This window comes from Reyranella sp. CPCC 100927, from assembly GCF_007859315.1.
Taxonomy (GTDB): Bacteria; Pseudomonadota; Alphaproteobacteria; order Reyranellales; family Reyranellaceae; genus Vineibacter.
Genome location: NZ_VOHA01000002.1, coordinates 320284 through 340522 on the forward strand (window position 1 = coordinate 320284; position 20239 = coordinate 340522).

At 67.4% G+C, this 20239-nt stretch carries 16 protein-coding genes; 6 read left to right on the forward strand and 10 right to left on the reverse strand.

Annotation, left to right across the window (positions count from 1 at the left end):
- The first annotated feature begins 212 nt into the window (after nucleotides 1–212).
- From FQU96_RS07645 to FQU96_RS07655, 3 genes are all read left to right on the forward strand, one after another.
- Entirely contained in the window at nucleotides 213–2000 is a 1788-nt protein-coding gene (locus FQU96_RS07645; RefSeq protein WP_255467899.1) for a radical SAM protein, read from the forward strand.
- A 123-nt stretch (nucleotides 2001–2123) separates the two neighbouring features.
- Nucleotides 2124–3593, forward strand: a complete 1470-nt coding sequence (locus FQU96_RS07650; RefSeq protein ID WP_146540271.1) for an amidohydrolase family protein — start codon at nucleotides 2124–2126, stop codon at nucleotides 3591–3593.
- A gap of 136 nt (nucleotides 3594–3729) precedes the next feature.
- A complete protein-coding gene (locus FQU96_RS07655) occupies nucleotides 3730–4101 on the forward strand; it encodes a DUF805 domain-containing protein (protein WP_146540272.1) in 372 nt (123 codons plus the stop codon).
- A gap of 111 nt (nucleotides 4102–4212) precedes the next feature.
- Here the strand turns inward: FQU96_RS07655 and FQU96_RS07660 are convergent, their stop codons facing one another.
- From FQU96_RS07660 to FQU96_RS07690, 7 genes are all read right to left on the reverse strand, one after another.
- Entirely contained in the window at nucleotides 4213–5676 is a 1464-nt protein-coding gene (locus tag FQU96_RS07660) for a M81 family metallopeptidase (protein ID WP_146540273.1), read from the reverse strand.
- 133 nt (nucleotides 5677–5809) lie between these two features.
- Nucleotides 5810–6073, reverse strand: coding sequence for a hypothetical protein (locus FQU96_RS07665; protein ID WP_146540274.1), 264 nt, complete (start codon nucleotides 6071–6073; stop codon nucleotides 5810–5812).
- A 94-nt stretch (nucleotides 6074–6167) separates the two neighbouring features.
- A complete protein-coding gene (locus tag FQU96_RS07670) occupies nucleotides 6168–7241 on the reverse strand; it encodes an adenylate/guanylate cyclase domain-containing protein (protein WP_146540275.1) in 1074 nt (357 codons plus the stop codon).
- Nucleotides 7242–7245: 4 nt separating this feature from the next.
- A complete protein-coding gene (locus FQU96_RS07675) occupies nucleotides 7246–8187 on the reverse strand; it encodes a hypothetical protein (protein WP_146540276.1) in 942 nt (313 codons plus the stop codon).
- Nucleotides 8188–8347: 160 nt separating this feature from the next.
- Complete coding sequence (locus tag FQU96_RS07680; RefSeq protein ID WP_178130372.1) at nucleotides 8348–10315, reverse strand: serine/threonine-protein kinase; 1968 nt, start codon at nucleotides 10313–10315, stop codon at nucleotides 8348–8350.
- A 366-nt stretch (nucleotides 10316–10681) separates the two neighbouring features.
- Nucleotides 10682–11638 (reverse strand): hypothetical protein, encoded by a 957-nt coding sequence (locus tag FQU96_RS07685; RefSeq protein WP_146540278.1) that lies wholly within the window; start codon nucleotides 11636–11638, stop codon nucleotides 10682–10684.
- A 3-nt stretch (nucleotides 11639–11641) separates the two neighbouring features.
- Nucleotides 11642–12427, reverse strand: a complete 786-nt coding sequence (locus FQU96_RS07690; RefSeq protein ID WP_146540279.1) for an enoyl-CoA hydratase/isomerase family protein — start codon at nucleotides 12425–12427, stop codon at nucleotides 11642–11644.
- Nucleotides 12428–12540: 113 nt separating this feature from the next.
- Between FQU96_RS07690 and FQU96_RS07695 the strand changes: the two genes are divergently transcribed.
- Both FQU96_RS07695 and FQU96_RS07700 read left to right on the forward strand, forming a co-directional pair.
- The gene (locus FQU96_RS07695; RefSeq protein ID WP_146540280.1) at nucleotides 12541–14331 is read left to right on the forward strand and encodes an acyl-CoA dehydrogenase; all 1791 of its coding nucleotides are present in this window, start codon (nucleotides 12541–12543) and stop codon (nucleotides 14329–14331) included.
- 95 nt (nucleotides 14332–14426) lie between these two features.
- Complete coding sequence (locus FQU96_RS07700; RefSeq protein WP_146540281.1) at nucleotides 14427–15677, forward strand: cytochrome P450; 1251 nt, start codon at nucleotides 14427–14429, stop codon at nucleotides 15675–15677.
- A 239-nt stretch (nucleotides 15678–15916) separates the two neighbouring features.
- Here FQU96_RS07700 and FQU96_RS07705 read toward each other — a convergent pair whose 3' ends face one another.
- Together FQU96_RS07705 and gor are read right to left on the reverse strand one after the other, a co-directional pair.
- Nucleotides 15917–16675, reverse strand: coding sequence for a 2-keto-4-pentenoate hydratase (locus FQU96_RS07705; protein WP_146540282.1), 759 nt, complete (start codon nucleotides 16673–16675; stop codon nucleotides 15917–15919).
- Between the two features lie 59 nt (nucleotides 16676–16734).
- Complete coding sequence (gene gor / locus FQU96_RS07710; protein ID WP_146540283.1) at nucleotides 16735–18117, reverse strand: glutathione-disulfide reductase; 1383 nt, start codon at nucleotides 18115–18117, stop codon at nucleotides 16735–16737.
- Nucleotides 18118–18301: 184 nt separating this feature from the next.
- Between gor and FQU96_RS07715 the strand changes: the two genes are divergently transcribed.
- Nucleotides 18302–18841, forward strand: coding sequence for an EF-hand domain-containing protein (locus FQU96_RS07715; RefSeq protein WP_146540284.1), 540 nt, complete (start codon nucleotides 18302–18304; stop codon nucleotides 18839–18841).
- A 77-nt stretch (nucleotides 18842–18918) separates the two neighbouring features.
- On the opposite strand, the gene FQU96_RS07720 is transcribed toward FQU96_RS07715, so the two are convergent.
- A complete protein-coding gene (locus tag FQU96_RS07720) occupies nucleotides 18919–20079 on the reverse strand; it encodes an ABC transporter substrate-binding protein (RefSeq protein WP_255467925.1) in 1161 nt (386 codons plus the stop codon).
- Between the last annotated feature and the right edge of the window lie 160 nt (nucleotides 20080–20239).

Genomic DNA, 20239 nt, shown 5'->3' on the forward strand with positions numbered 1-20239 from the left:
ACGGCGTTGTCGTTTCGTCGCTTGGGATCCCCCCATTTGTATTGTAGAGTATACAACTGGTTTCGCTTGGGGGGCTCAACAATGACAACGGCGAAATCGCCGAGGCGAACCGACAGAAGGCACCACGGGACACGCCTGTTGCGCGGCTGACGGCCGCCGCGATGCGCATGTCGTTGGGGAACGCCGCCCGCGGTGTCACGGGCGGAACCGCCATGGCCGGCGGTCCCGCGCTGTTTCACTTCGTCATGATCAAGCCGACGCACTACGACGACGACGGCTATCCCATCCAGTGGCTGCGCTCGGCCATCCCGGCCAACACGCTGGCCGCGGTCCATGGCCTGGCGCTCGACTGCCAGAAGCGCCAGGTGCTGGGATCCGATGTCGTGCTGCGGCTCTCGGCGTTCGACGAGACCAACGTGCGGATCCGGCCGCGCAAGATCGTCGCCGAGATCAAGCGCGCCGGCGGTCGATCCCTGATCGGTTTCATCGGCGTGCAGTCGAACCAGTTTCCGCGCACGCTCGATCTTGCCCGGCAGTTCATCGCCCAGGGCATGCAGGTCGCCATCGGCGGCTTCCACGTGTCCGGCTGCCTCTCGATGCTGCCCGAGTTGCCGCAGGAGATCCGGCAAGCTCAGGGGATGGGCATCTCGATCTTCGCCGGCGAGTCGGAAGACGGCGGCCTCGACGACGTGCTGCGCGATGCCTACGCCGGCACGCTGAAGCCGCTCTACAACCGCATGAAGGACTTGCCGTCACTCGAGGGCCAGCCGGTGCCGATGCTGTGGCGCGATGCGGTACGGCGCACGGAAGGCCATCGCTCGAGCTTCGACCTGGGCCGCGGCTGCCCGTTCCAGTGCTCGTTCTGCACCATCATCAACGTGCAGGGCCGCAAGAGCCGGTTCCGCACGGCCGACGACCTGGAACTGATCATCCGCGACAACGCCCGGCAAGGCGTGCGCAAGTTCTTCATCACCGACGACAACTTCGCGCGCAACAAGGACTGGGAGGCGCTGTTCGACCGCCTGATCCGGTTGCGCGAAAACGAGGGCCTGAAGTTCAAGCTGGTGATCCAGGTCGACACGCTCTGCCACAAGATCCCCGGCTTCATCGAGAAGGCCTGCCGCGCCGGCGTCAACCGCTGCTTCATCGGGCTGGAGAACATCAACCCCGACAACCTGATGGCGGCGAAGAAGCGCCAGAACAAGATCACCGAGTATCGCTACATGCTGCAGATGTGGCGGCGCCACGGCGTCACCACCTATGCCGGCTACATCCTGGGCTTCCCCAACGACACGCGCGCGTCGATCCTGCGCGACATCGAGATCATCAAACGCGAGCTGCCGGTCGACCTCCTGGAGTTCTTCTTCCTCACGCCGCTGCCGGGCTCGGAAGACCATCTCAACCTGCTCAAGAGCCGGATCTGGATGGACGAGGATCTCAACAAGTACGACCTGAACCACCGCGTCACCCACCACGCGCAGATGTCGGATGCCGAGTGGGAAGCCGTCTACGCGGAAGCCTGGCACGCCTACTACAGCCCCGAGCACTTCAGGACCGTGATCAGCCGCGCCGCGGCGCTGCCCGACGGCCGGCCGCGCGCCAAGATGCGCCTGATGCTGTGGTTCTACATGATGCTCTGCATCGAGCGGGTGCATCCGCTGGAAGGCGGCGTCCTGCGGCGCAAGTACCGCACCGACCGCCGCAACGGCCTGCCGATCGAGAGCCCGTTGACGTTCTATCCGAAGTACTGGGCCGAGACCGTGCGCAAGGCGTCACGCTACGCCAGGATGTTCCTGGACGGCTATCGCATCTATCGCAGCGTCGCGCGCAATCCGGGGCGAGCGGCCTACACGGACCTCGCCATCGCGCCGCCCAGCGCCGAGGAGCTCGAGACGCTGGAGATGTTCAGCCTGACATCGGGCGGCAAGGCCGCCGTGGCCCGCAAGCATCGCGACGATGACCAGCGCGCCAAGCTGTCGCGGGCGCCGGCGAGAGCGTAGTCACGACCGTCGCATTTGCCGGTCGCAACGCATGCCGCCCCCGCGACCGACGCTCCCATCTTGCGTCCTGCCCGCGGTATGTGATCTCGTCCACCTACTCACATCAGTTCCGGACCCCCCATCATGCCCGCTTACGACCTGGTTCTCCGCAACGGCACGCTGATCGACGGCAGCGGCGCGGCACGCCGCACCGCCGACGTGGCGATCAAGGGCAACCGTATCGCCGCCATCGCCGCCGCGGGCAGCCTGCGCGGGGACAACGACATCGACGTTGCCGGCAAGGCGGTCGCGCCGGGTTTCGTCGACGTGCACACGCACGACGACACGGCCCTGATCGAAAACCCGACCATGGCCATGAAGGCGAGCCAAGGCGTCACCACGGTCGTGTGCGGCAATTGCGGCGCCAGCGCCGCGCCCTATGTCCGCAAACAGGATACGCCGCACTTCCTGTCGCTGATCGTCAAGCAGGACGCCTTCCTGTCGCGCACCTTTGCCGAGTTCGCCGGCAAGGTCGAGGCGGCGAAGCCGGCGATCAACGGTGCCTTCCTGGTCGGCCACTCGACCTTGCGGCTGAGCGTCATGGGCGATGACCTCGAGCGCGCGGCGCGCCCCGACGAGGTGGCGACCATGCGCGACATGCTGGACGGAGCGCTCGCCGATGGCGCCATCGGCCTGTCGAGCGGCCTCTTCTATCCGCCGGCCATGCACGCCACCACCGACGAACTGGCGGAGATCGCCCGGCCGCTGGGCAAGCACAAGGCGGTCTACACCGCGCACATGCGCGATGAGGGCAACCACATCATCAAGGCGATGGACGAGACCTTCGAGATCGGCCGCCGCGCCGGCGCGGCGATCGTGGTGTCGCACCACAAATGTTCGAGCCGCCAGAACTTCGGCCGCATGCGCGAGACGCTGCCCAAGTTCGAGGCCGCGGCCAAGGACTGGCCGATCTCGTTCGACGTCTACCCCTACGTCGCCGGCTCCACCATCCTGCGCAAGGAGATGATCGATCGCGCCGACAAGGTGCTGGTGACGTGGTCCGATGCGATGCCGTCGGCCAGCGGCCGCGACCTGCGCGACGTGGCCAAGGAACTCGGCTGCACGCCGCATGAGGCCGCCGACCGCCTGCAGCCGGCAGGCGCCATCTACTTCCAGATGAGCGAGGAAGACGTGCAGAAGGCGCTGTCGCATCCGATGGCGATGATCGGCAGCGACGGCCTGCCGCTCGACAAGCATCCGCATCCGCGCCTGTGGGGCACCTTCCCGCGCGTGCTGGGCCACTACAGCCGCGACCTCAAGCTGTTTCCCCTCGAAGACGCCGTGCGGCGCATGACGTCGACCTCGGCCAAGAACTTCGGCTTGAGCGGCCGCGGCCTGGTGCGCGAGGGCTACTATGCCGATCTGTGCGTCTTCGATCCCGAGACGGTGGCCGACACCGCCACCTTCGAGAACCCGATCGCGCCCGCCGCCGGCATCGAGATGACGATCTGCAACGGCCGGCCGGTATGGCAGGCCGGCAAGGTCACCGACCAGCGCCCCGGGCAGGTGTTGCGGCTGCAGGCCATGCAAGCGGAGGCAGGGATTTCTGCCTAAAGTGGAAACAATTAGTAGTAGTCAACGATCGCTCACTCTGCCAAAATGTAGAACCTGTCTCGGGTTTATCCCGGGACGGCATTTGTAGGTGCGCGCCCCATTCCGGAAGCGCGCGCCAGCTCGGGGGAGTGATCCAATGGACTACAAGGCTCTCTTGTTCAGCGCCGAAGGGCGCATCAACCGCGCAAAATTCTGGGGCGGCTCGGTCCTGGTCGCGGTCATCGTGCTCGTGGTCGCCGGAATCGCGGCTCTGATCATCTCGGCCGTCGGTGACTCGGCGATCGCGACGATCATCGGCATCATCGCGGCCATCGTCTATCTCGGCGCGATCTGGCCGGCCGTGTGCCTGGGGATCAAGCGCTTCCACGACCGCAACAAGTCGGGCTGGTGGGTGCTGATCCAGTTCGTGCCGATCATCGGCGCCTTCTGGTATCTGATCGAGGCCGGCTTCCTGAAGGGTACGGACGGCCCGAACCAGTTCGGCCCCGACCCGCTGCAGGTCGGCTGACAGCTGCCCGGGAGCGCGGGCGTCCTGCCCGCAGTTCAGGCGAAAGCTCTGCTTTCGCCTGCGCGCGTCGCGCCACGATATGAGCGGGCTGGAAGCCCGCGCTCCCCGGTTTCAGGCGAACGGATCGGCGACGAAGGGCCACTGGGCGCGCGAAGCCTTCTCGTAAGGCATCTTGAGAAAGTCGGGCGCCACGGCGCCAGGCACGGCGACGTAGAGAATCTCCGACGCCACCGGCGCATACTCGGCGTGGAAGTGCTGCATCGACTTCACGACCACGACCTTCCTGGCCGCCGGATCGACACCCACATTGGTGAACGCATCGACGCTCTTGCACTGGGCGCGCAGCGTATTGCACACCACCGCGATCCCATTCACCTCGAACGCCGCCATGTCACCGACATAGACGTGGCTGCCGCCGAAGCCATGGGTGCGCGCATCACGCTTCAGCCCGATGACCTTGGCGCGCAGATCGAGCGCCGGCCCTGACATCAGCCCCAGCTTGCCGCCCAGCCGGATATCGATCTCGGCGCCCTCGCCGACCTCGAACGCCAGGCGCACCGCCATCGGATCCCAGAACATCGCGATGGCGGCGTCCTTGATGCCGCGCTCAAGCATCGCCTGCAGGATGAACGTCGAATCGCTGGCGGCACCACCGCCGGCATTGTCGGAGACGTCGGCCAGCACCAGCGGCTTGGGCTGGTTGTGGGTGGCGGCGCGCGCCAGCGCCTGGTCGAGCGTGGCGTAGGCCGGCTGGGTCTCCGCCCGCAGGCGGAAGAACTCCATGCCCAGCTCACGCGCCAGCCGTTCGGCCTTGGGTTTGTCGTTGTCGGTGATCACCAGCATCTTGCTGCCCATGTCGGGCACGTCGGCCCATGGGAAGCCGTGGATCACCGACACCGACAGCACGCCGTCCTTGCCCTGCAGCGCCGTGCACTTGTCGACGAAGCCGCGCATCGGCTGGCGCGTCGTGTGGAACACGCCGATGGTGCGGCAGTCGAACCAGCCCATCACCGGTTTGGTCTTGCCATCCAGCACATCGGCGATCAGGTCGAAGACATCGACGGCGCGATCCGACACGTCGACGTGCGGATACTCCTTGAACAGCACGATGGCGGTGGCGTTCTCCAGCTTCTGGAGTCCGACATTGGCATGCAGGTCGAGCTCGACGCCGATCGGCACATCCGGCCCCACGACCCGGCGCACATGAGCCATCAGGTCGCCTTCGGCATCGTCATAGCCTTCGGCCACCATGGCGCCATGCAGGCACAGCAGCACCGCATCGACCGGCAGCGCCGCCTTGAGATCGGCGACGATCTCATCGCGGAATTCCTCATAGACCTTGCGCACGGTCTTGCCGGCCGGCTGGGCAAAGGCACACAGACTTTCGATCACCTGCCAGCCGCGCGCCTGCGCCATGCGGCGCCACACCGCCAGCGGCGCACCGAACATCGGCGTCTTGTCGCCGTAGTTGCCCTTACGGAAGAGACAGGTGTCCTGGAACAGCTGCAGCCCGGTCGGCAGCGACGAGAACGTGTTGGTCTCCGTGCCGAGCGTAGCGGTGAAAATCTTCTTCATGAATGCGCGGGCCCCATGCCGTTGGTGCGCCCGACGCTACCCGTTCTTGCTGCTGGGATGAAAGCAAACCGCACCGATCGAGTCTCGCACGATGCGCAGACCCGTCATGCACGCCCTCTGCTGATGGCAGGCCTCAGTGGCGGCGGTCGACGATGGTGTATTCAGCGTCGCTGACCCGGCCCACGCGCGCGCGCACCGGCACCGGCGCGCGCGGCCGGAACAGGCCGCCCAGCCAATCCCGCGCCTTGTAGATCAGTGCCCCGATACCGACAGCCACCACGGCGGCCGCGACAACAGCCAAGCCGAAGGCCAGCATCGCGATCACACAGATCGCCAGCGCAAGGCCACGCAGCCAGAGTGACAAAGGTAAACGGGACATGGCTCGCAGGAGGTTCATGGTCTGGATCCCCACGGTCTACGCTCGACCAAAGCCGCGTGTAGACCACGCACGTCATGTAGTGCGTGCTGCCGCCTTTGTCACCCCTCCCCTGTTAACTTCTTGAAATAACGACCTTTATCTCACCAAGACTGAGACGAGTACCGTCCGGCACCGGCACTGGCCGGTAGGGTTCGATCTTCTGGCCAGCGACAGCAGTGCCGTTGGTCGATCCCAGGTCTTCCACCGTCAGGGTGCCCGACATGGTCCGGAAGCGGGCGTGACGACGCGAAATGCTGTCGTTGTCGATGGTCAGCTGGCAGTAGCGCGGCAGGCGGCCGAACACGATGCCGTCGGGTTGCTCGAGCAAAGCCCCGTCAAGGCGAATATCGACCGGTGTGCCGGCACGATCCGCGCCGACGAGGCGCCAGCCGGTCTGCGGCGGCGCAGCGTAGAGTGGCTGGAACGACGGGCTGACGGCAGGGCCCGCCATCGGGACCGGCGGTGCGGGCGCATAGGGCACCGGCGGCACGGGCTGAAAGAGCGGCTGCGGCGGCGGGGCCGACGCCGGCGGCGCGGATTGTTCGGTCGCGAACAGCGGCGAGGCGGTGCGCGACGACGGCTCCGCCGGCGGCCGCTGTGCCGGCATCGAGGTGGCGGCATCGGCACCGCGTTCGGCCGCGAGCACGCGGTGGATGCGCACCGCGCGTGTGATGTTCTTGACCTGCTGGTCACCCAGATCGACGAAACCGAAGCCAATCTTGCCCTCGACCGCGTCGCGCACGCGGGTAGAGACGATGACGGTGCCGGGCTCGGCCAGCGCCTGGATGCGGGCCGCCACGTTTACCTCGTCGCCGAAAATATTGTCGCCGTCGACGATGACCTCGCCCAGGTTGAGGCCGATCCGCAGCAGGACATGGCGGTCCGGCGGCCGGCCGGCATTGCGCTGCGCCATCACGACCTGCAGCTCCATGGCGCACCGCACGGCGGCCACGGCGCTGCCGAACTCCACCAGCATGGCATCGCCGGCCGTGTTCACCAGGCGTCCGGCATGACGGCCCAGCGCCGGCAGCCAGACATTGTCGAACAGGATCTTCAGCTCGCGGAAGGTGCGGGTCTCCGCGCCCTCCATGAGACGGCTGTAGCCGACCACGTCAGCATGCAGGATGGCGGCCAGGCGCCGGTCCATCGCGTTATCGCTCCTTCATCTCGAAAAACGTGATCTCATTCGGACGATCGATATACCACGCCGTGGTCGGCGCCACCTGCCCCGGCGCCACGACGGCGGGTCCGGTGGGCTCCAGCAGGAGCCAGTTCCGGCCGCCCTGGGCGATCACCGCATCGCCCTCACGGGGCGGCAGGTCGACCGCCAGGGCAACATGCTGCGGCAGGGTGACGAACAGCAGCCGCCGGTCCGGCGTCAGGGTCCGCAGGATCGCCGCCAGCGCCACCACCTTGCTGTCGCAGTCGCCGCGGTTGAGCTTGAACATCGCCGGCGGCGGCGCGTATTCGATACCCCCCGTCGTCGCCGGGCTGGTCAGGTCGTCGTAGGGGATCGACTGGATGAAGTTCAGCGCCCGCGCCAGGCGGGCCCGCTCGTCCACCCCTGCGGTCTGCGCCGCCAACGCCTTGGCCACGGGCCGCAGGCCGGATGTATTGCGCCGGGTCGCTTCCGGATAATCCATGTGGATGGCGGGACCGACGGCACGCCGCGCATGCTTGCGCAGCCACTCCTGTCGCGCACTTTCGATGATGTCGTCCATGCGGGCATTGAACGCATCGCGCTTGGCGGCGCTGTCGGCATGGATCAGGAAGGACATGCCGTCACCGACCCTCTTGGCCTCCAGGACGACGCCGGCCCGCTTGGCCTCGCGCGCCAGCGCCGCCTCGACATGACCATAGAGCAGCGGGATCAAATAGTCCCGGAACAGCACCATCGCGGCTTCGATGTCGATGGATGGCAGCTGGAAGGCGAGGTTGTGAGCGGCGCCCTCGGCGTCCTTGAAGGTGTAGGAAAACTGAACATCGCTGCCGATGGGACGCTGCGCGAAGGCGCTCTGCTGTGCATGCGCAGCGGATGCCGCGGCCGTCAGGGCGAGGCTCAGCACCGCCAACCGCGCGGCACGCCACAGCATGGCCGTGGCTGGCCGCCGATCAGCCGTGACGATCAGCGCCGCAGTCGGCCTCCGTGTTGGTTCGCAAGCTCGCACCATGTCCCGCCAGATGTGTCACCGCCAAAATCACCTGTGCCGATATCGCACAGGCGGCGGGGTCCTTGCCAGACAGGGATAAACCCTATTGCCGGCGCAGGTTCAGCGTGCACTGGGGCCGAACCGTCTCCTGGCGGCCACCCAAGGTCCGCGCCGTACCGGTGACGGCCAGGGAATCGCCGGCCGGACGTCCCCGCAGCGACGCGACCCATTCCCGCCCTTCCTGGCCGATCCATTCGAGATCGGCCACCACCGAACCCTCGCTGATGCGCAGCGCAATCCTCATGCCCTGGACCGTGGCACGCCCCTGTCCGGCCGCCACCGGGATGCTCGCCGCTCCCTTGGGTCCGCCGGGATAGCACTCGACCACGCCGCTCCACGTCCCATCGACGCCACCCGGTGTCCGCCGCGCCGCTTCTTCCTGCTGCCGGCGGGCATCAGCCTCGCTCTTGCGCCGCGCTTCATCGGCCGCCCGACGACGCGCCTCCTCGTCCTGTTGTCGACGCGCATCGGCATCGGTCTTGCGCCGTGCCTCATCGGCTGCCCGCCGACGGGCCTCCTCGTCCTGCTGCCGCCGCGCATCGGCATCGGCATTGCGGCGGGCTTCTTCGGCGGCGCGGCGCCGCGCCTCCTCCGCCTGCTGCTGTCGCGCCGCCTCGGCCGCCTGGCGGCGGGCCTCTTCCTGCTGCCGCTGCGCTGTTTCCTGCTCCAGTTGAGCCTGACGCCTTGCCTCCTCTTCGGCGCGACGCTGCGCTTCGGCCTGCTCGGCGGCGCGGCGCGCCTGCGCCTCGGCATCACGACGAGCCTGTTCTTCGGCCTGGCGGCGTGTTTGCTCTTCGGCCTCACGGCGGGCCTGTTCCTCGGCCTGCCGACGGGCCGCCTCCGCCTGGCGCTGCGCCTCCAGTTCGCGCTGCCGCGCTTCGGCGGCCAGGCGCTCGACCTCGGCGCGCTCCTGCGCGTCGCGGACATAGACATAGCCGCCGCCCGCAACGCCGGCGACGAGCAGCAACACCGCGGCGGCAATCGCCCAGCGCCGAGAACCGGGCTGTCGTGCATCGGCGCGTGACACGCGCGTCTTGGAGTCGTCGTCGGCGGCTGCCGGCGCTGCCGCCGGCAACAGCGGCGCGGCTTTCGTCGGTGGACCACCCAGCAGCATCGGGCGCCAGGCGGCGATGGTGGCCGGCCGATCCTGTGCCTTCAGCGCCAATCCGGCATCAATGCCGGCCAGCAGCCGCGCCGGGTAACGACCGGCAACGGCGCGCGACGCCGGCACCAGCCGATCGTCCAGCAACCGCTCCATGGCGGTCGGCGGCATGCTGCCGGTCACGCACTGATAGAGAGTCGCCGCCAGCCCATAGATATCCGTATAGGGACCCTGTGTCGTCGAGGTGAACTGCTCGGCGGCGGCGTAACCCGGCGTGTAGACCGCGGTCATGGCCTGCGTCCGCCCGGCGACGGCGGCACGGGCGGCACCGAAATCGAGCAACGTGGGACGCCCCTCGTCATCGAGCGTGATGTTCGAGGGCTTGATGTCGCGATGCAGGATGCCGACCCCGTGCACGCGCTCCAGGCCCTCCAGCAACGGCTTCAGCAGTGACTCGATCACTTCCGGTGCCAGTCGCCCGTCGCGCTTGAGACGCGCCTCCAGCGTCTCGCCGCGCAGCAGCTCCATCACCATGTAGGCGGTGCCGTTGGCTTCCAGAAAATCATAGACCCGCACAATGGCGGGCGCGTTCTCGAAGCGCGCCAGGGTCTGCGCCTCGGCCAGGAAGCGTTCGCGGCCCCAGCGGAAGTCGTCGGCCAGGCGGGTCGAGCGCGGCAGGACCTGGGTACCGCCGTGACGTACCGCCAGCGACGCCGGCAGATACTCCTTCACCGCAACGGCGCGATCGAGCTGTGCGTCGTGGGCGCGATAGGTGATGCCGAACGTGCCCTGCCCCAGGGTCTCGATCAGCTGGTACCGCGCCAACGGGTAGCCGGCCGGCAACGACACGAAGTCATCGCCGCTGACAATGTCGCCGGACCGGGGTGGACTCGTACGCGTTTCGTCCAAGGGCGGCTCCTGTGCCGTCATGCCGGCTGCCGCGAGCGAACCTGGATTATGACAAAATGAGTGACAACTCACAAGCAATATAGATGTGGCCCACGGGCCTCGTACTCGGAATCGCTCGTGTCATCCCGACAGCCTGTGATTTTATGGGCCCACGCTGTCATCCCGAGCGCAGCGAGGGATCTTTTCCGGCCGTGAGCGGGCCCAGAAATTGCCAAAAGATTCCTCGCTACGCTCGGAATGACAGCGCGAAGCGATAAAGATCACATCCTCCGAGCGCAGCCAGGGATCTTCCGCAAGTGATGTGCGGGTGCGCCTGCATCAAAAGATCCCTCGCCACGCCCGGGATGACTCGAGCGATAGCGGGTACTAGGCGCTGAGCGGCCAGACCGAGAAGTTCTGGGCGTCCAGGAAGCGTGCCGTTTGCGGGGCGACGCGGCCGACCGGCGCCATGGCCGGCCCGGCCGCCTCGAGAGCAATGAACACGCGGCCATCGCGGCGCACCCAGGCATCGCCTTCGCGCCACGGCACGTCGACGCCCAGGATCGCGTGTCCGGGCATGGTCGCCATGGCGCTGCGGCGATGGGGGGCCACGGCCCGCAGCACGCAGGCCAGCGCCACCGCCTTGCTGTCGCAGTCGCCGCGATTGAGATCCAGCAACGTCGGCGGCGGCGCAAAGTCGTAACCGCCGTTGCGCACGCGGTCGGTCAGTTCGTCGTAGGGAATGGCCTGGAAGAACGACAGGGCGAGCGCAACGCGGGCCCGCTCGTCGGCATTGCCGGCGATCGCCAGCAAGGCCTGGGCCAGCGGCCACAGCGCGCGCGCGTAGCGACGCGCCGCCGCGACGTAGTCGACCGAGATGGTGTTGCCATCGACGCGGCGCAGATAGGCCTCGGTGTAGCGCGCCCGGTTCTGCTCGATCGTCTGCCTGACCTGCCGGTTGGCATCGGCCAGCAGGTGCTGCGGGCCGTTCAGGCGGTAGGCGATGCCGGCCGTGTCGACGGTCATCGACCGCCGCTCGATCTCGAGTTTCACCTCCGGCCACCCGGCGGCGGTCAGCCGGATCGCGGACTCGATGTAGTCGCGCAACCCTTCAAGCGAGAACTCGCGGAACAATCGCGCGGCCTGGTCGATCTCGGCTGCCGCCAGCGCAAAACTGATATCGCGCTCGCGCTGCTCATGATCGAGCCAGCGTACGCGATACTGGCTTTGCCCGGCGTAACGCTGGCGCTGGAACGACAGCTGCCGCGCCGCCAGTGGATGGGATGCCAGCGAAACCGCCAGTCCAACCCCTCCCGCCAGCACAGCGCGGCGGCGCAGGGACATGGGTCAGCGCCCCCGGAAGACCGGCTTGCGCTTGTCGTTCACGGCGGCGATCCCTTCGACGAGGTCGTCGGACATCGCGCAGGTGCGGATGCGCTGGCGGATCACATCCTCGTCGAACACGGCGCAGGCGATGTCGTTGATCGACGCCTTCATGCCGGTGAGCGACAGCGGCGCCAGGCCGCCCAGGGTACCGGCCAGTCCGTCGACCTTGGCGGCGAACGCGGCGCGATCGACCAGCCAGTCGAGGTAGCCGATGCGATGCAGTTCGGCGTCATCGAACTCCTCGGCCAGCAGCAGGAAGCGCTTGGCGATGCCGGGGCCGAGCCGCTCGGTGAAACGCCGCAGCCCGCTGGGATAGTAGTGCAGGCCCAGCCGGCCCGCCGGCAGGAAGGCGCGCATGCCGCGGATGCCGACGCGGAAATCACAGGCCAGCGCCAGGTCGGTGCCGCCGCCATAGACGCTGCCGTTGAGCGCCCCGATGGTGGGCACGCGGCTGGCCTCCAGGCGGTCGCACAGCACCTCGAAGCCGTAGCGCCGGCCATCGCCGCCGTCCTCGTTGCCCGAGGCGGCGCCGGGCTTCAGCGAGCCCAGGTCGAAGCCGGCACAGAACGTTTTTTCACCGGCACCGGTGACGACCAGCAGGCGGACATCGGTCGCCTTCTCGATCGTATCGAGATGACCGATGAAGGCCTTGATGTCGGCCGGCGCCAGCCGGTTGTGCACCGCCGGGTTGTTGAGGGTGATGGTGGCCCGGGGGCCGTCGATGGTCAGCAGAATATGCTCGCTCATGACCGCATTTTATCGCGAGTCACCCGGCCTGCGCCATGGTCAGGAAACATTGCCGACCTGCCCGGCCGCACCTATGGTGCGCGAAAGATCACCAAGCAGCCGAGGCGTCCGCAATGACCTACACCGCACCGCTCGCCGACATCCGCTTCACCCTGCGCGAGATCGCCGGCCAGGCGGCGGTCGCCGGGCTGCCCGGCTACGAGAACGCGACCGAGGACATGATCGACGCGGTGCTGGAGGAGGCCGGCAAGCTGTCGGGCAACGCGCTGGCACCGCTCAACCGCATCGGCGACCAGAAAGGCGTCAAGCTGGAGAACGGCGTGGTGCGCACGCCCGAGGGGTTCGCCGGCGTCTACCAGCAGTTCATCGACGGTGGCTGGAACTCGCTGCCGTTCGATCCCGAGTACGGCGGCCAGGGCATGCCGTGGTTGCTGGCCACCGCCGTGCAGGAGATGTGGCAGTCGGCCAACATGGGCTTCGGGCTGGTGCTGCTGCTGAACCAGGGCGCCATCGACGCCATCCACCATCACGGCTCGGCCGAGCAGAAGGCGACCTACCTGCCCAAGATGGTGTCCGGCGCCTGGACCGGCACGATGAACCTCACCGAACCGCAGGCCGGCTCCGACCTGGCGCAACTGCGCAGCCGCGCCATACCGCAGGGTGATCACTACCTGGTCTCCGGCCAGAAGATCTTCATCACCTACGGCGAGCACGACATGGCCGAGAACATCGTGCACCTGGTGCTGGCGCGCACGCCCGACGCGCCGCCGGGCGTGCGCGGCATCTCGCTGTTCATCGTGCCCAAGTTCCTGCCCAACGCCGACGGTACGCCCGGCAAGCGCAACGACGTGCGCTGCGTGTCGGTCGAGCACAAGCTTGGCATCCATGCCAGCCCGACCTGCGTGATGTCGTTTGGCGACGATGGCGGCGCCATCGGCTATCGCATCGGCGAGGAAGGCCGCGGCCTCTCCTACATGTTCACCATGATGAACAACGCGCGGCTGGCGGTGGGCGTGCAGGGCCTGGCCATCGCCGAGCGCGCCTATCAGCAGGCCGTCGCCTATGCAAAGACCCGCGTGCAGTCGAAAGACGACACCAGGCCCGACCCCAAGCCGGTGGCGATCGTGCGCCACGCCGACATCCGGCGCATGCTGATGACGATGCGCAGCCAGATCGAGGCCATGCGCGGCCTGGGCTATTACACCGCCGCCGGTATCGATTGCGCGTTGAAGCATGCCGATGACGCCACCCGGCGCCAGGCGCAGGATCGCGTCGATCTGCTGATCCCGATCGTCAAGGCCTGGTTCACCGACCTGGGTAACGAGATCGCATCGCTGGGCGTGCAGGTGCATGGCGGCATGGGCTTCATCGAGGAGACCGGCGCCGCGCAGCATCTGCGCGATGCCCGCATCCTGCCGATCTACGAAGGCACCAACGGCATCCAGGCCCGCGACCTGGTCGGCCGCAAGGTCGCCAAGGACGGCGGCGAGGCGATGCGCGGCCTGACCGCCGAGATGCGTGGGTTGGCCACCGAGCTGTCGACGGTCACCGGCGATGACATGGCGGTCCTGGCGGACGCAGTCGGCACGGCCGCCGATGCGCTCGACGAGGCCACGGCCTGGGTGGCGGAAACCGGCAAGGCGGACCTGGGCGCCGCGCTGGCCGGCTCGGTCCCGTTCCTGCGCCTGGCGGGCACGGCGCTGGGCGGCTGGCTGCTGGCCAAGGGCGCGCTGGTGGCGCACCGCCACCTCGCCGGCCGCGCCGGTGATCCGGCCTTCAACGAGGCCAAGATCGTCACGGCGCGCTTCTATGCCGAGGTGATCCTGCCGCCGGCGCTGGCCCAGCTCGGCCCGCTGAAAAGCGCCGGCCGCACGGTGTTCGCGCTGGCCGAGGAACAGTTCTGACCTGGGAGCGCGGGCGTCCCGCCCGCATGGGCGCGAAGCGCCAGGACATGAGCGGGCCAGAGGCCCGCGCTCCCAGGGATAACGCGGTTCAGCCCATGACGGTCACAACAGCTCCCGGCGTCATCGAACTACCCGACGACGAGGCGCGTGCCTTCGCCCAATCGTTCGACCTGGCGAACCTGACGCGTGACTTCCTCGACGATCCCTTCCCGCGCTACCACGCGCTGCGCCGCTTCGCGCCGGTCAAGCGGTTGCCGGACGGCAGCGTGTTCCTCAGCCGCTACACCGACATCCAGCTCTGCTATCGCGATGCGCGCATGAGCTCGGACAAGAAGGCCGAGTTCGGACCGAAGTTCGGCGTCGGCTCGCCGCTCTATCGGCACCACACCACCAGCCTGGTGTTCAACGACCCGCCGCTGCACACGCGCGTGCGCAAGCTGCTGGCCGCCGCCTTCACGCCGCGGGCGCTGAAGGCGCTGGAGCCGCGTGTCGTGGCGATCGTCGATCACCTGCTGGACCAGGCCGCCGATGCCGGCCGCATGGACGTGATCGAGGATTTCGGCTTCGCCCTGCCGGTCGAGGTGATCTGCGACATGCTGGGCGTGCCGCGGGCCGAGCGCGACCCGTTCCGCCGTTATTCGCTGGCCATCCTGGGCGCGCTCGAGCCGGTGATCTCGGCCGAGAAACAGAAGATCGGCGACGCTGCCGTGGCCGAGTTCTCTGCCTACCTGGATGACCTCATCGCCGAACGGCGCAAGCGGCCGGCCGACGACAACGATGTGCTGGGCACCCTGATCCACGGCGAGGTCGACGGCGAGCGCCTGACGCACGAAGAACTGGTGCAGAACTGCATCTTCCTGCTGAACGCCGGGCACGAGACGACGACCAACCTGATCGGCAACACGCTCGATGCGCTGTTGCGCTTCCCCGATCAGCTGGCGCGGCTGAAAGACGATCCGACGCTGATCCGCACCGCCGTCGAGGAAGGGCTGCGCTTCGAAAGCTCCAACCAGCTCGGCAACCGCCGGCTGACGACGGACACCGTGATCGGCGGCGAGACACTGGCCGCCGGCACCTACGTCCATATCGGCATCGGCGCCGCCAACCGCGATCCGGCCGAATTTGCCGAGCCCGACCGCTTCGACGCCGGGCGCACGCCCAATCGCCATGTCGCCTTCGGTTCCGGCGTCCATATGTGCCTGGGCGCGACGCTGGCACGCCTGGAAGGCACCATCGCGCTCGACCGGTTCATCCGGCGCTTCCCGGCCTATCGCCGCGACGGCGATTTCGTCCGCGGCGGCCGCGCCCGCTTCCGCGGCTTCGCGCAGTATCCGGTGGCATGGTGATGGCCCCCTCTCCCGCAAAATCCCTTCTCCCCGCGCAGGCGGAGAGAAGGTGCCCGTTCAGGTACTTCGACGCTTCGCGTCAAAGTACCTGAGGCGGATGAGGGGCTTTGCGGTCCCGATGCAGACCGCGTTGAGGCCAGCAAAATCCCGTCTTGTCGCGATGCCGCCGAAGCCCCTCATCCGGCCGCCGCGGCGCGGCGTCCACCTTCTCCCCGCCTGCGCGGGGAGAAGGGAGATCTCTACGCGACGCGCACCTCGACGTTCCCGACCCCGGCAAAAGCCACGCGGACCGCATCACCGGCTGCCAGCGGGAACTGCCGCACGAACGAACCGGCCATGATGATGTCGCCGGCGCGGATGGCACGGCCGAACTGTGCCAGCTTGCCGGCCAGCCATACGACCGAGTTCAGGGGGTCGCCCAGCACGGCGGCACCAGTGCCCTCGGCCACCGTCTTGCCGTTCTGCTCGACGCGGCAGACGATCTCATCGAGCCGATTGTCGGCCAGCGGCACGGGCTCGCCGAGCACGACGGTTTTCTGCTGCGCGTTGTCGGCCATCGCCAACGCGATCTGGGCGCTGAGGTCGCCGCGCGTCTCGATGATCTCCAGCGCAGGATGCACACCGGCGACGGCAGCACGCGCCTGCGCCATCGTGACGGTGCCCGGCAGGCCTTGTCCCATCCTCATGCACAGCTCGCTCTCGAAGCCTGGCGCGATCAGGTCGGCGGACCGCAGCGTAGTGCCGCTGGGAACGCTCTCGAGGATGCAGCCGAACACCGGTTCGTGAAAGCCGAACTGCTCCTGGATCGGCTTGGCAGTCAGGCCGACCTTCCAGCCGATGTGGCTTTCGCCGGCGGCAACGCGCCGGTCGATCAGCCCGAGCTGGACCTGATAGGCTTCGCCCAGCGTCAGCCGGTCGAACCAGGCGCGCGGAAAATACTCGCGCCGAGTCCTCGCCTGCCAGAATTCCTCCACGACTGCCGTCGCATCGAAGGCCATGGCGTTCTCCCGTTGCGGTGAACCCTCTCCCGCTTGCGCGCGGGAGAGGGCGAAGACTCCTACTCCGCTGCTTTCGCTGTCGGCGCTGGATCGGGACGGCGCGTGCGCATAGTGACGAACTCCTCGCCGGCCGTCGGGTGGATGCCCACCGTGGCATCGAAGATCGCCTTGGTGGCGCCCGCCTTCACGGCGATCGCGATGCCCTGGATCAGTTCGGCGGCATCGTCGCCCACCATGTGCACGCCCACCACGCGATCGGAAGCGGCATCGACCACCAGCTTCATGAACGTGCGCTGCTCGCGGCCCGACAAGGTGTACTTCATCGGCCGGAAGCGCGCGTCGTAGACGTGCACGTCGCCATACACCTGGCGCGCCTGCTCCTCGCCGAGGCCGACGGTCGCCAGCTGCGGCTGCGAGAAGACGGCCGACGGCACATCGCGATGGTCGGGCTTGCGCGGGCGATTGCCGAACACCGTATCGGCGAAGCAATGCCCTTCCAGGATCGCCACCGGCGTCAGGTTCAGGCGGTTGGTGACATCGCCGACGGCATAGATGTTGTCCACCGTGGTGCGCGACCATTCGTCGACCGCCACGGCGCCGGCCTTGTCGAGATGCACGCCGACCTTCTCGAGGCCCAGGCCGGCCGTGTTGGGATGGCGGCCCGTGGCGTACATCACCACATCGGCGTCGATCGATGTGCCGTCGGCGAAGGTCGCCGTGATCGCGTTCCCGCCGCGTTGCAGGCGTGTGATCTGTGCGCCGGTGCGGAAGGCCACGCCCTTGGCGATCATGCCGTCCTGCACCGCCTGGCGGCATTCCTCGTCGAAACCCCGCAGCACGCGCTCGCGCCGGACCACCATCGTGACGTCGGCCCCCAGCCCGTTGAAGATGCCGGCGAACTCGACGGCGATGTAGCCGCCACCCACGATGACCACACGCTTAGGTAGTTCTTGTAGGTGGAATGCATCGTCGGAAACGATGGCGAGGTCGGCCCCCTCGATATCCGGCCGCCAGGGCCGCGCGCCGGTTGCCAGCAGGATCTTGTCGGCGGTCACCGTGCGCTCGCCGACCGCAATCGTGTGCGCGTCCATCAGGCGCCCACGGCCGACCACCAGGTCGACCTTGGCGCCCTTCAGCAGGTTCTTGTAGACGCCGTTCAGGCGCATGACCTCTTTCTGCACATTGTCGCGCAGGGTGGCCCAGTTGAAACTGGGATGCGCGATCGTCCAGCCATAGGCGGCGGCATCCTCGATGTCCTCCGACACGTGTGAGCCGTAGACCAGCAGCTTCTTGGGCACGCAGCCTCGGATCACGCAGGTACCGCCCACGAGGTCATCCTCGCAGATCCCGACGCGCGCGCCGTGACCGGCCGCAATACGGCTGGCCCGCACGCCGCCCGAACCGGCGCCGATGACAAAGAGATCGTAGTCAAAGCCCGCCATGGGCTACTCCTATAAGTTGCATAACTATGCCGCAATATCGCCTGATTCGCGGCGTCTCATGACCTTGTCCGTAGATAACCATATCGGCACGAAAAGAAAAACGTGAAGCCCGGGGGATACCGTGCCGCCAGTCCGCGTACCTCACCACAACGGGCCGCCCATCGGCCTCAGGGAGACTCCTGACATGTCCCGCACACGTTCGCTCATCGCCGTTCTGCTGGCCGCCACATCGCTGACGCTGACACCGGCGCTGGCCCAGGACACGACCAAGCCGGCAGCCAAGCCGGATCGCACCACGCAGCAGCGCGCCGCTTTTGACCGCCTGGACGCCAACAAGGACGGTTTCGTCGATCGCGACGAATCACACGTCGCCCGCGAAGCGATCTTCGCCCGCCTCGACGTCAACAAGGATGGCCGCCTGACGGTCGACGAACTGATGGGATCGCAACGCGCCCGCCGCCAGCCGCCGAAGAGTCAGGATGGCGGTATCAACGCAACCGATGCCACCAAGCCGGCCACCGACAGCCGCCGCACCCGCGCCGACCGCTTGCTGCAGCGCCTCGACAGTGACAAGGACGGCGTGGTCAGTCGCGCCGAGTGGCTCGCCGGCGACGATACCCGCTTCGACCGCTGCGATGCCAACAAGGACGGCAAGCTGGCCTTCGGTGAATGCAAGATGGCGCAGGCGACGCGCGGCGACCGGCGTAACCCCACTGCCCGTTAGCCCCGCGTCTCCACCAACGCGGCTGTCCGAGGGTCTCCGGGCAGCCGCGTTGGACTTTTCTGCCGGGTGCTGTCCGGTTACTCGCTTTCGTTCGTGAGCACGTCGCCGAACAACTCCCAGGTCTCGCCCTGGAAGCGTTGCAGACGCACCGACTGGATCGGATAGAAGTCGGTCGCGCTGGTATTGATCTTGATGCCCGGCAGCAACAGCGGCACCTCGAGGTCGCGCATGCTGGCCGCCTGTTTCATGACGTTGGCGCGCGTCAGTTCGTTGCCGCAGCGCTTGAGCACCTCGCGCATGGTGGCCGAGACGGCGTAGGCATAGACATTGAAGGCATCGGCGAGGTTGGCGCCGGGATTGTACTTCGCCATCCAGGCCTTCCACTGGACGAAGTCGGGCGCGGTCTCCCACTGCTTGTCCGACGGGTCCTTCAGGTAGGCGGCCGTGATGATGCCCTGGCTGTTGTCGTAGCCGGCGGGCTTCAGCACCGACGTCACCGACGCCGAGACGTTGGCGAGATAGAACGCCTCGGGCTTCCAGCCCAGTTCGGCCGCCTTGCGAATGGCCTGTGCGGCGGCCTTGGGCGCGGCGTCGTTGAAGAAGACGTTGGCGCCGGAGTTCTTGAGCTGAATGACCTGCGAGTCGACCGTCGGATCGGTGACTTCGTAGCTGACCGAAGCCACGACCAGCTTCTCGTTCTCCTTGCCCAGGCCCTTCATGAAGCCGGCGACGTAGTCCTTCCCCGAATCGTCGTTCTGCCACAGGATGGCGATCTTCGGATTCTTCACCGTGGCCAGGATGTGCTTGGCGTAGATGCCGGCCTCGGTGGCGTAGTCGGGCTGCCAGCCCATCGTCCACGGGAAGTTCTTGGGGTCGCCCCACTTCGAAGCGCCGGTGGCAACGAAGAGCTGCGGCACCTTCTTGGCGTTCATGTACTTGTGGACCGCCGTGTTGGTCGGCGTGCCCAGCAGCTGGAAGATCGCCAGGACCTGATCCTCCTCGACCAGCTTGCGCACCAGCTCCACCGTCTTGGGTGTCGAATAGCCGTCGTCGTAGGTGAGGAAGTTCACCTTGCGGCCGTTGATGCCGCCCTCGGCATTGACCATGGCCCAGTAGGCCTTGATCGCCTGGCCAATGGCGCCATAGGCCGAGAGCGGACCGCTATAGGGATTGGTGTGGCCGAGCTTGATCTCGGTGTCGGACGCGCCGGAATCGTATTTCTTCTGGGCGCTCGCCATGCGCGGCGCCAACGCCAGCGCCGATGCGCCGGCAACCACAGTCCTGCGGGTGATCCTCGCCACGTCTGTCCTCCCTGAGCGGCAGCCATCGATACGACTGCCGGAAGCTTGCATCGGCGCGAAGTAACAACCAAGACATGGCTTTCGCAGGGCGAATGCC

Bases quoted from the DNA above. Each gene is read 5' to 3' on its own strand.
- FQU96_RS07670 (WP_146540275.1), bottom strand. From the start codon at position 7,241: ATGGACCGGCGCCTGGCCGCCATCCTGCATGCTGACGTGGTCGGCTAC.
- FQU96_RS07660 (WP_146540273.1), bottom strand. From the start codon at position 5,676: ATGAAGAAGATTTTCACCGCTACGCTCGGCACGGAGACCAACACGTTC.
- FQU96_RS07685 (WP_146540278.1), bottom strand. From the start codon at position 11,638: ATGTCCCTGCGCCGCCGCGCTGTGCTGGCGGGAGGGGTTGGACTGGCG.
- FQU96_RS07700 (WP_146540281.1), top strand. From the start codon at position 14,427: ATGACGGTCACAACAGCTCCCGGCGTCATCGAACTACCCGACGACGAG.
- FQU96_RS07650 (WP_146540271.1), top strand. From the start codon at position 2,124: ATGCCCGCTTACGACCTGGTTCTCCGCAACGGCACGCTGATCGACGGC.
- FQU96_RS07720 (WP_255467925.1), bottom strand. From the start codon at position 20,079: ATGGCGAGCGCCCAGAAGAAATACGATTCCGGCGCGTCCGACACCGAG.
- FQU96_RS07645 (WP_255467899.1), top strand. From the start codon at position 213: ATGGCCGGCGGTCCCGCGCTGTTTCACTTCGTCATGATCAAGCCGACG.
- FQU96_RS07695 (WP_146540280.1), top strand. From the start codon at position 12,541: ATGACCTACACCGCACCGCTCGCCGACATCCGCTTCACCCTGCGCGAG.
- FQU96_RS07655 (WP_146540272.1), top strand. From the start codon at position 3,730: ATGGACTACAAGGCTCTCTTGTTCAGCGCCGAAGGGCGCATCAACCGC.
- FQU96_RS07690 (WP_146540279.1), bottom strand. From the start codon at position 12,427: ATGAGCGAGCATATTCTGCTGACCATCGACGGCCCCCGGGCCACCATC.
- FQU96_RS07705 (WP_146540282.1), bottom strand. From the start codon at position 16,675: ATGGCCTTCGATGCGACGGCAGTCGTGGAGGAATTCTGGCAGGCGAGG.
- FQU96_RS07665 (WP_146540274.1), bottom strand. From the start codon at position 6,073: ATGAACCTCCTGCGAGCCATGTCCCGTTTACCTTTGTCACTCTGGCTG.
- FQU96_RS07715 (WP_146540284.1), top strand. From the start codon at position 18,302: ATGTCCCGCACACGTTCGCTCATCGCCGTTCTGCTGGCCGCCACATCG.
- FQU96_RS07675 (WP_146540276.1), bottom strand. From the start codon at position 8,187: ATGCTGTGGCGTGCCGCGCGGTTGGCGGTGCTGAGCCTCGCCCTGACG.
- gor (WP_146540283.1), bottom strand. From the start codon at position 18,117: ATGGCGGGCTTTGACTACGATCTCTTTGTCATCGGCGCCGGTTCGGGC.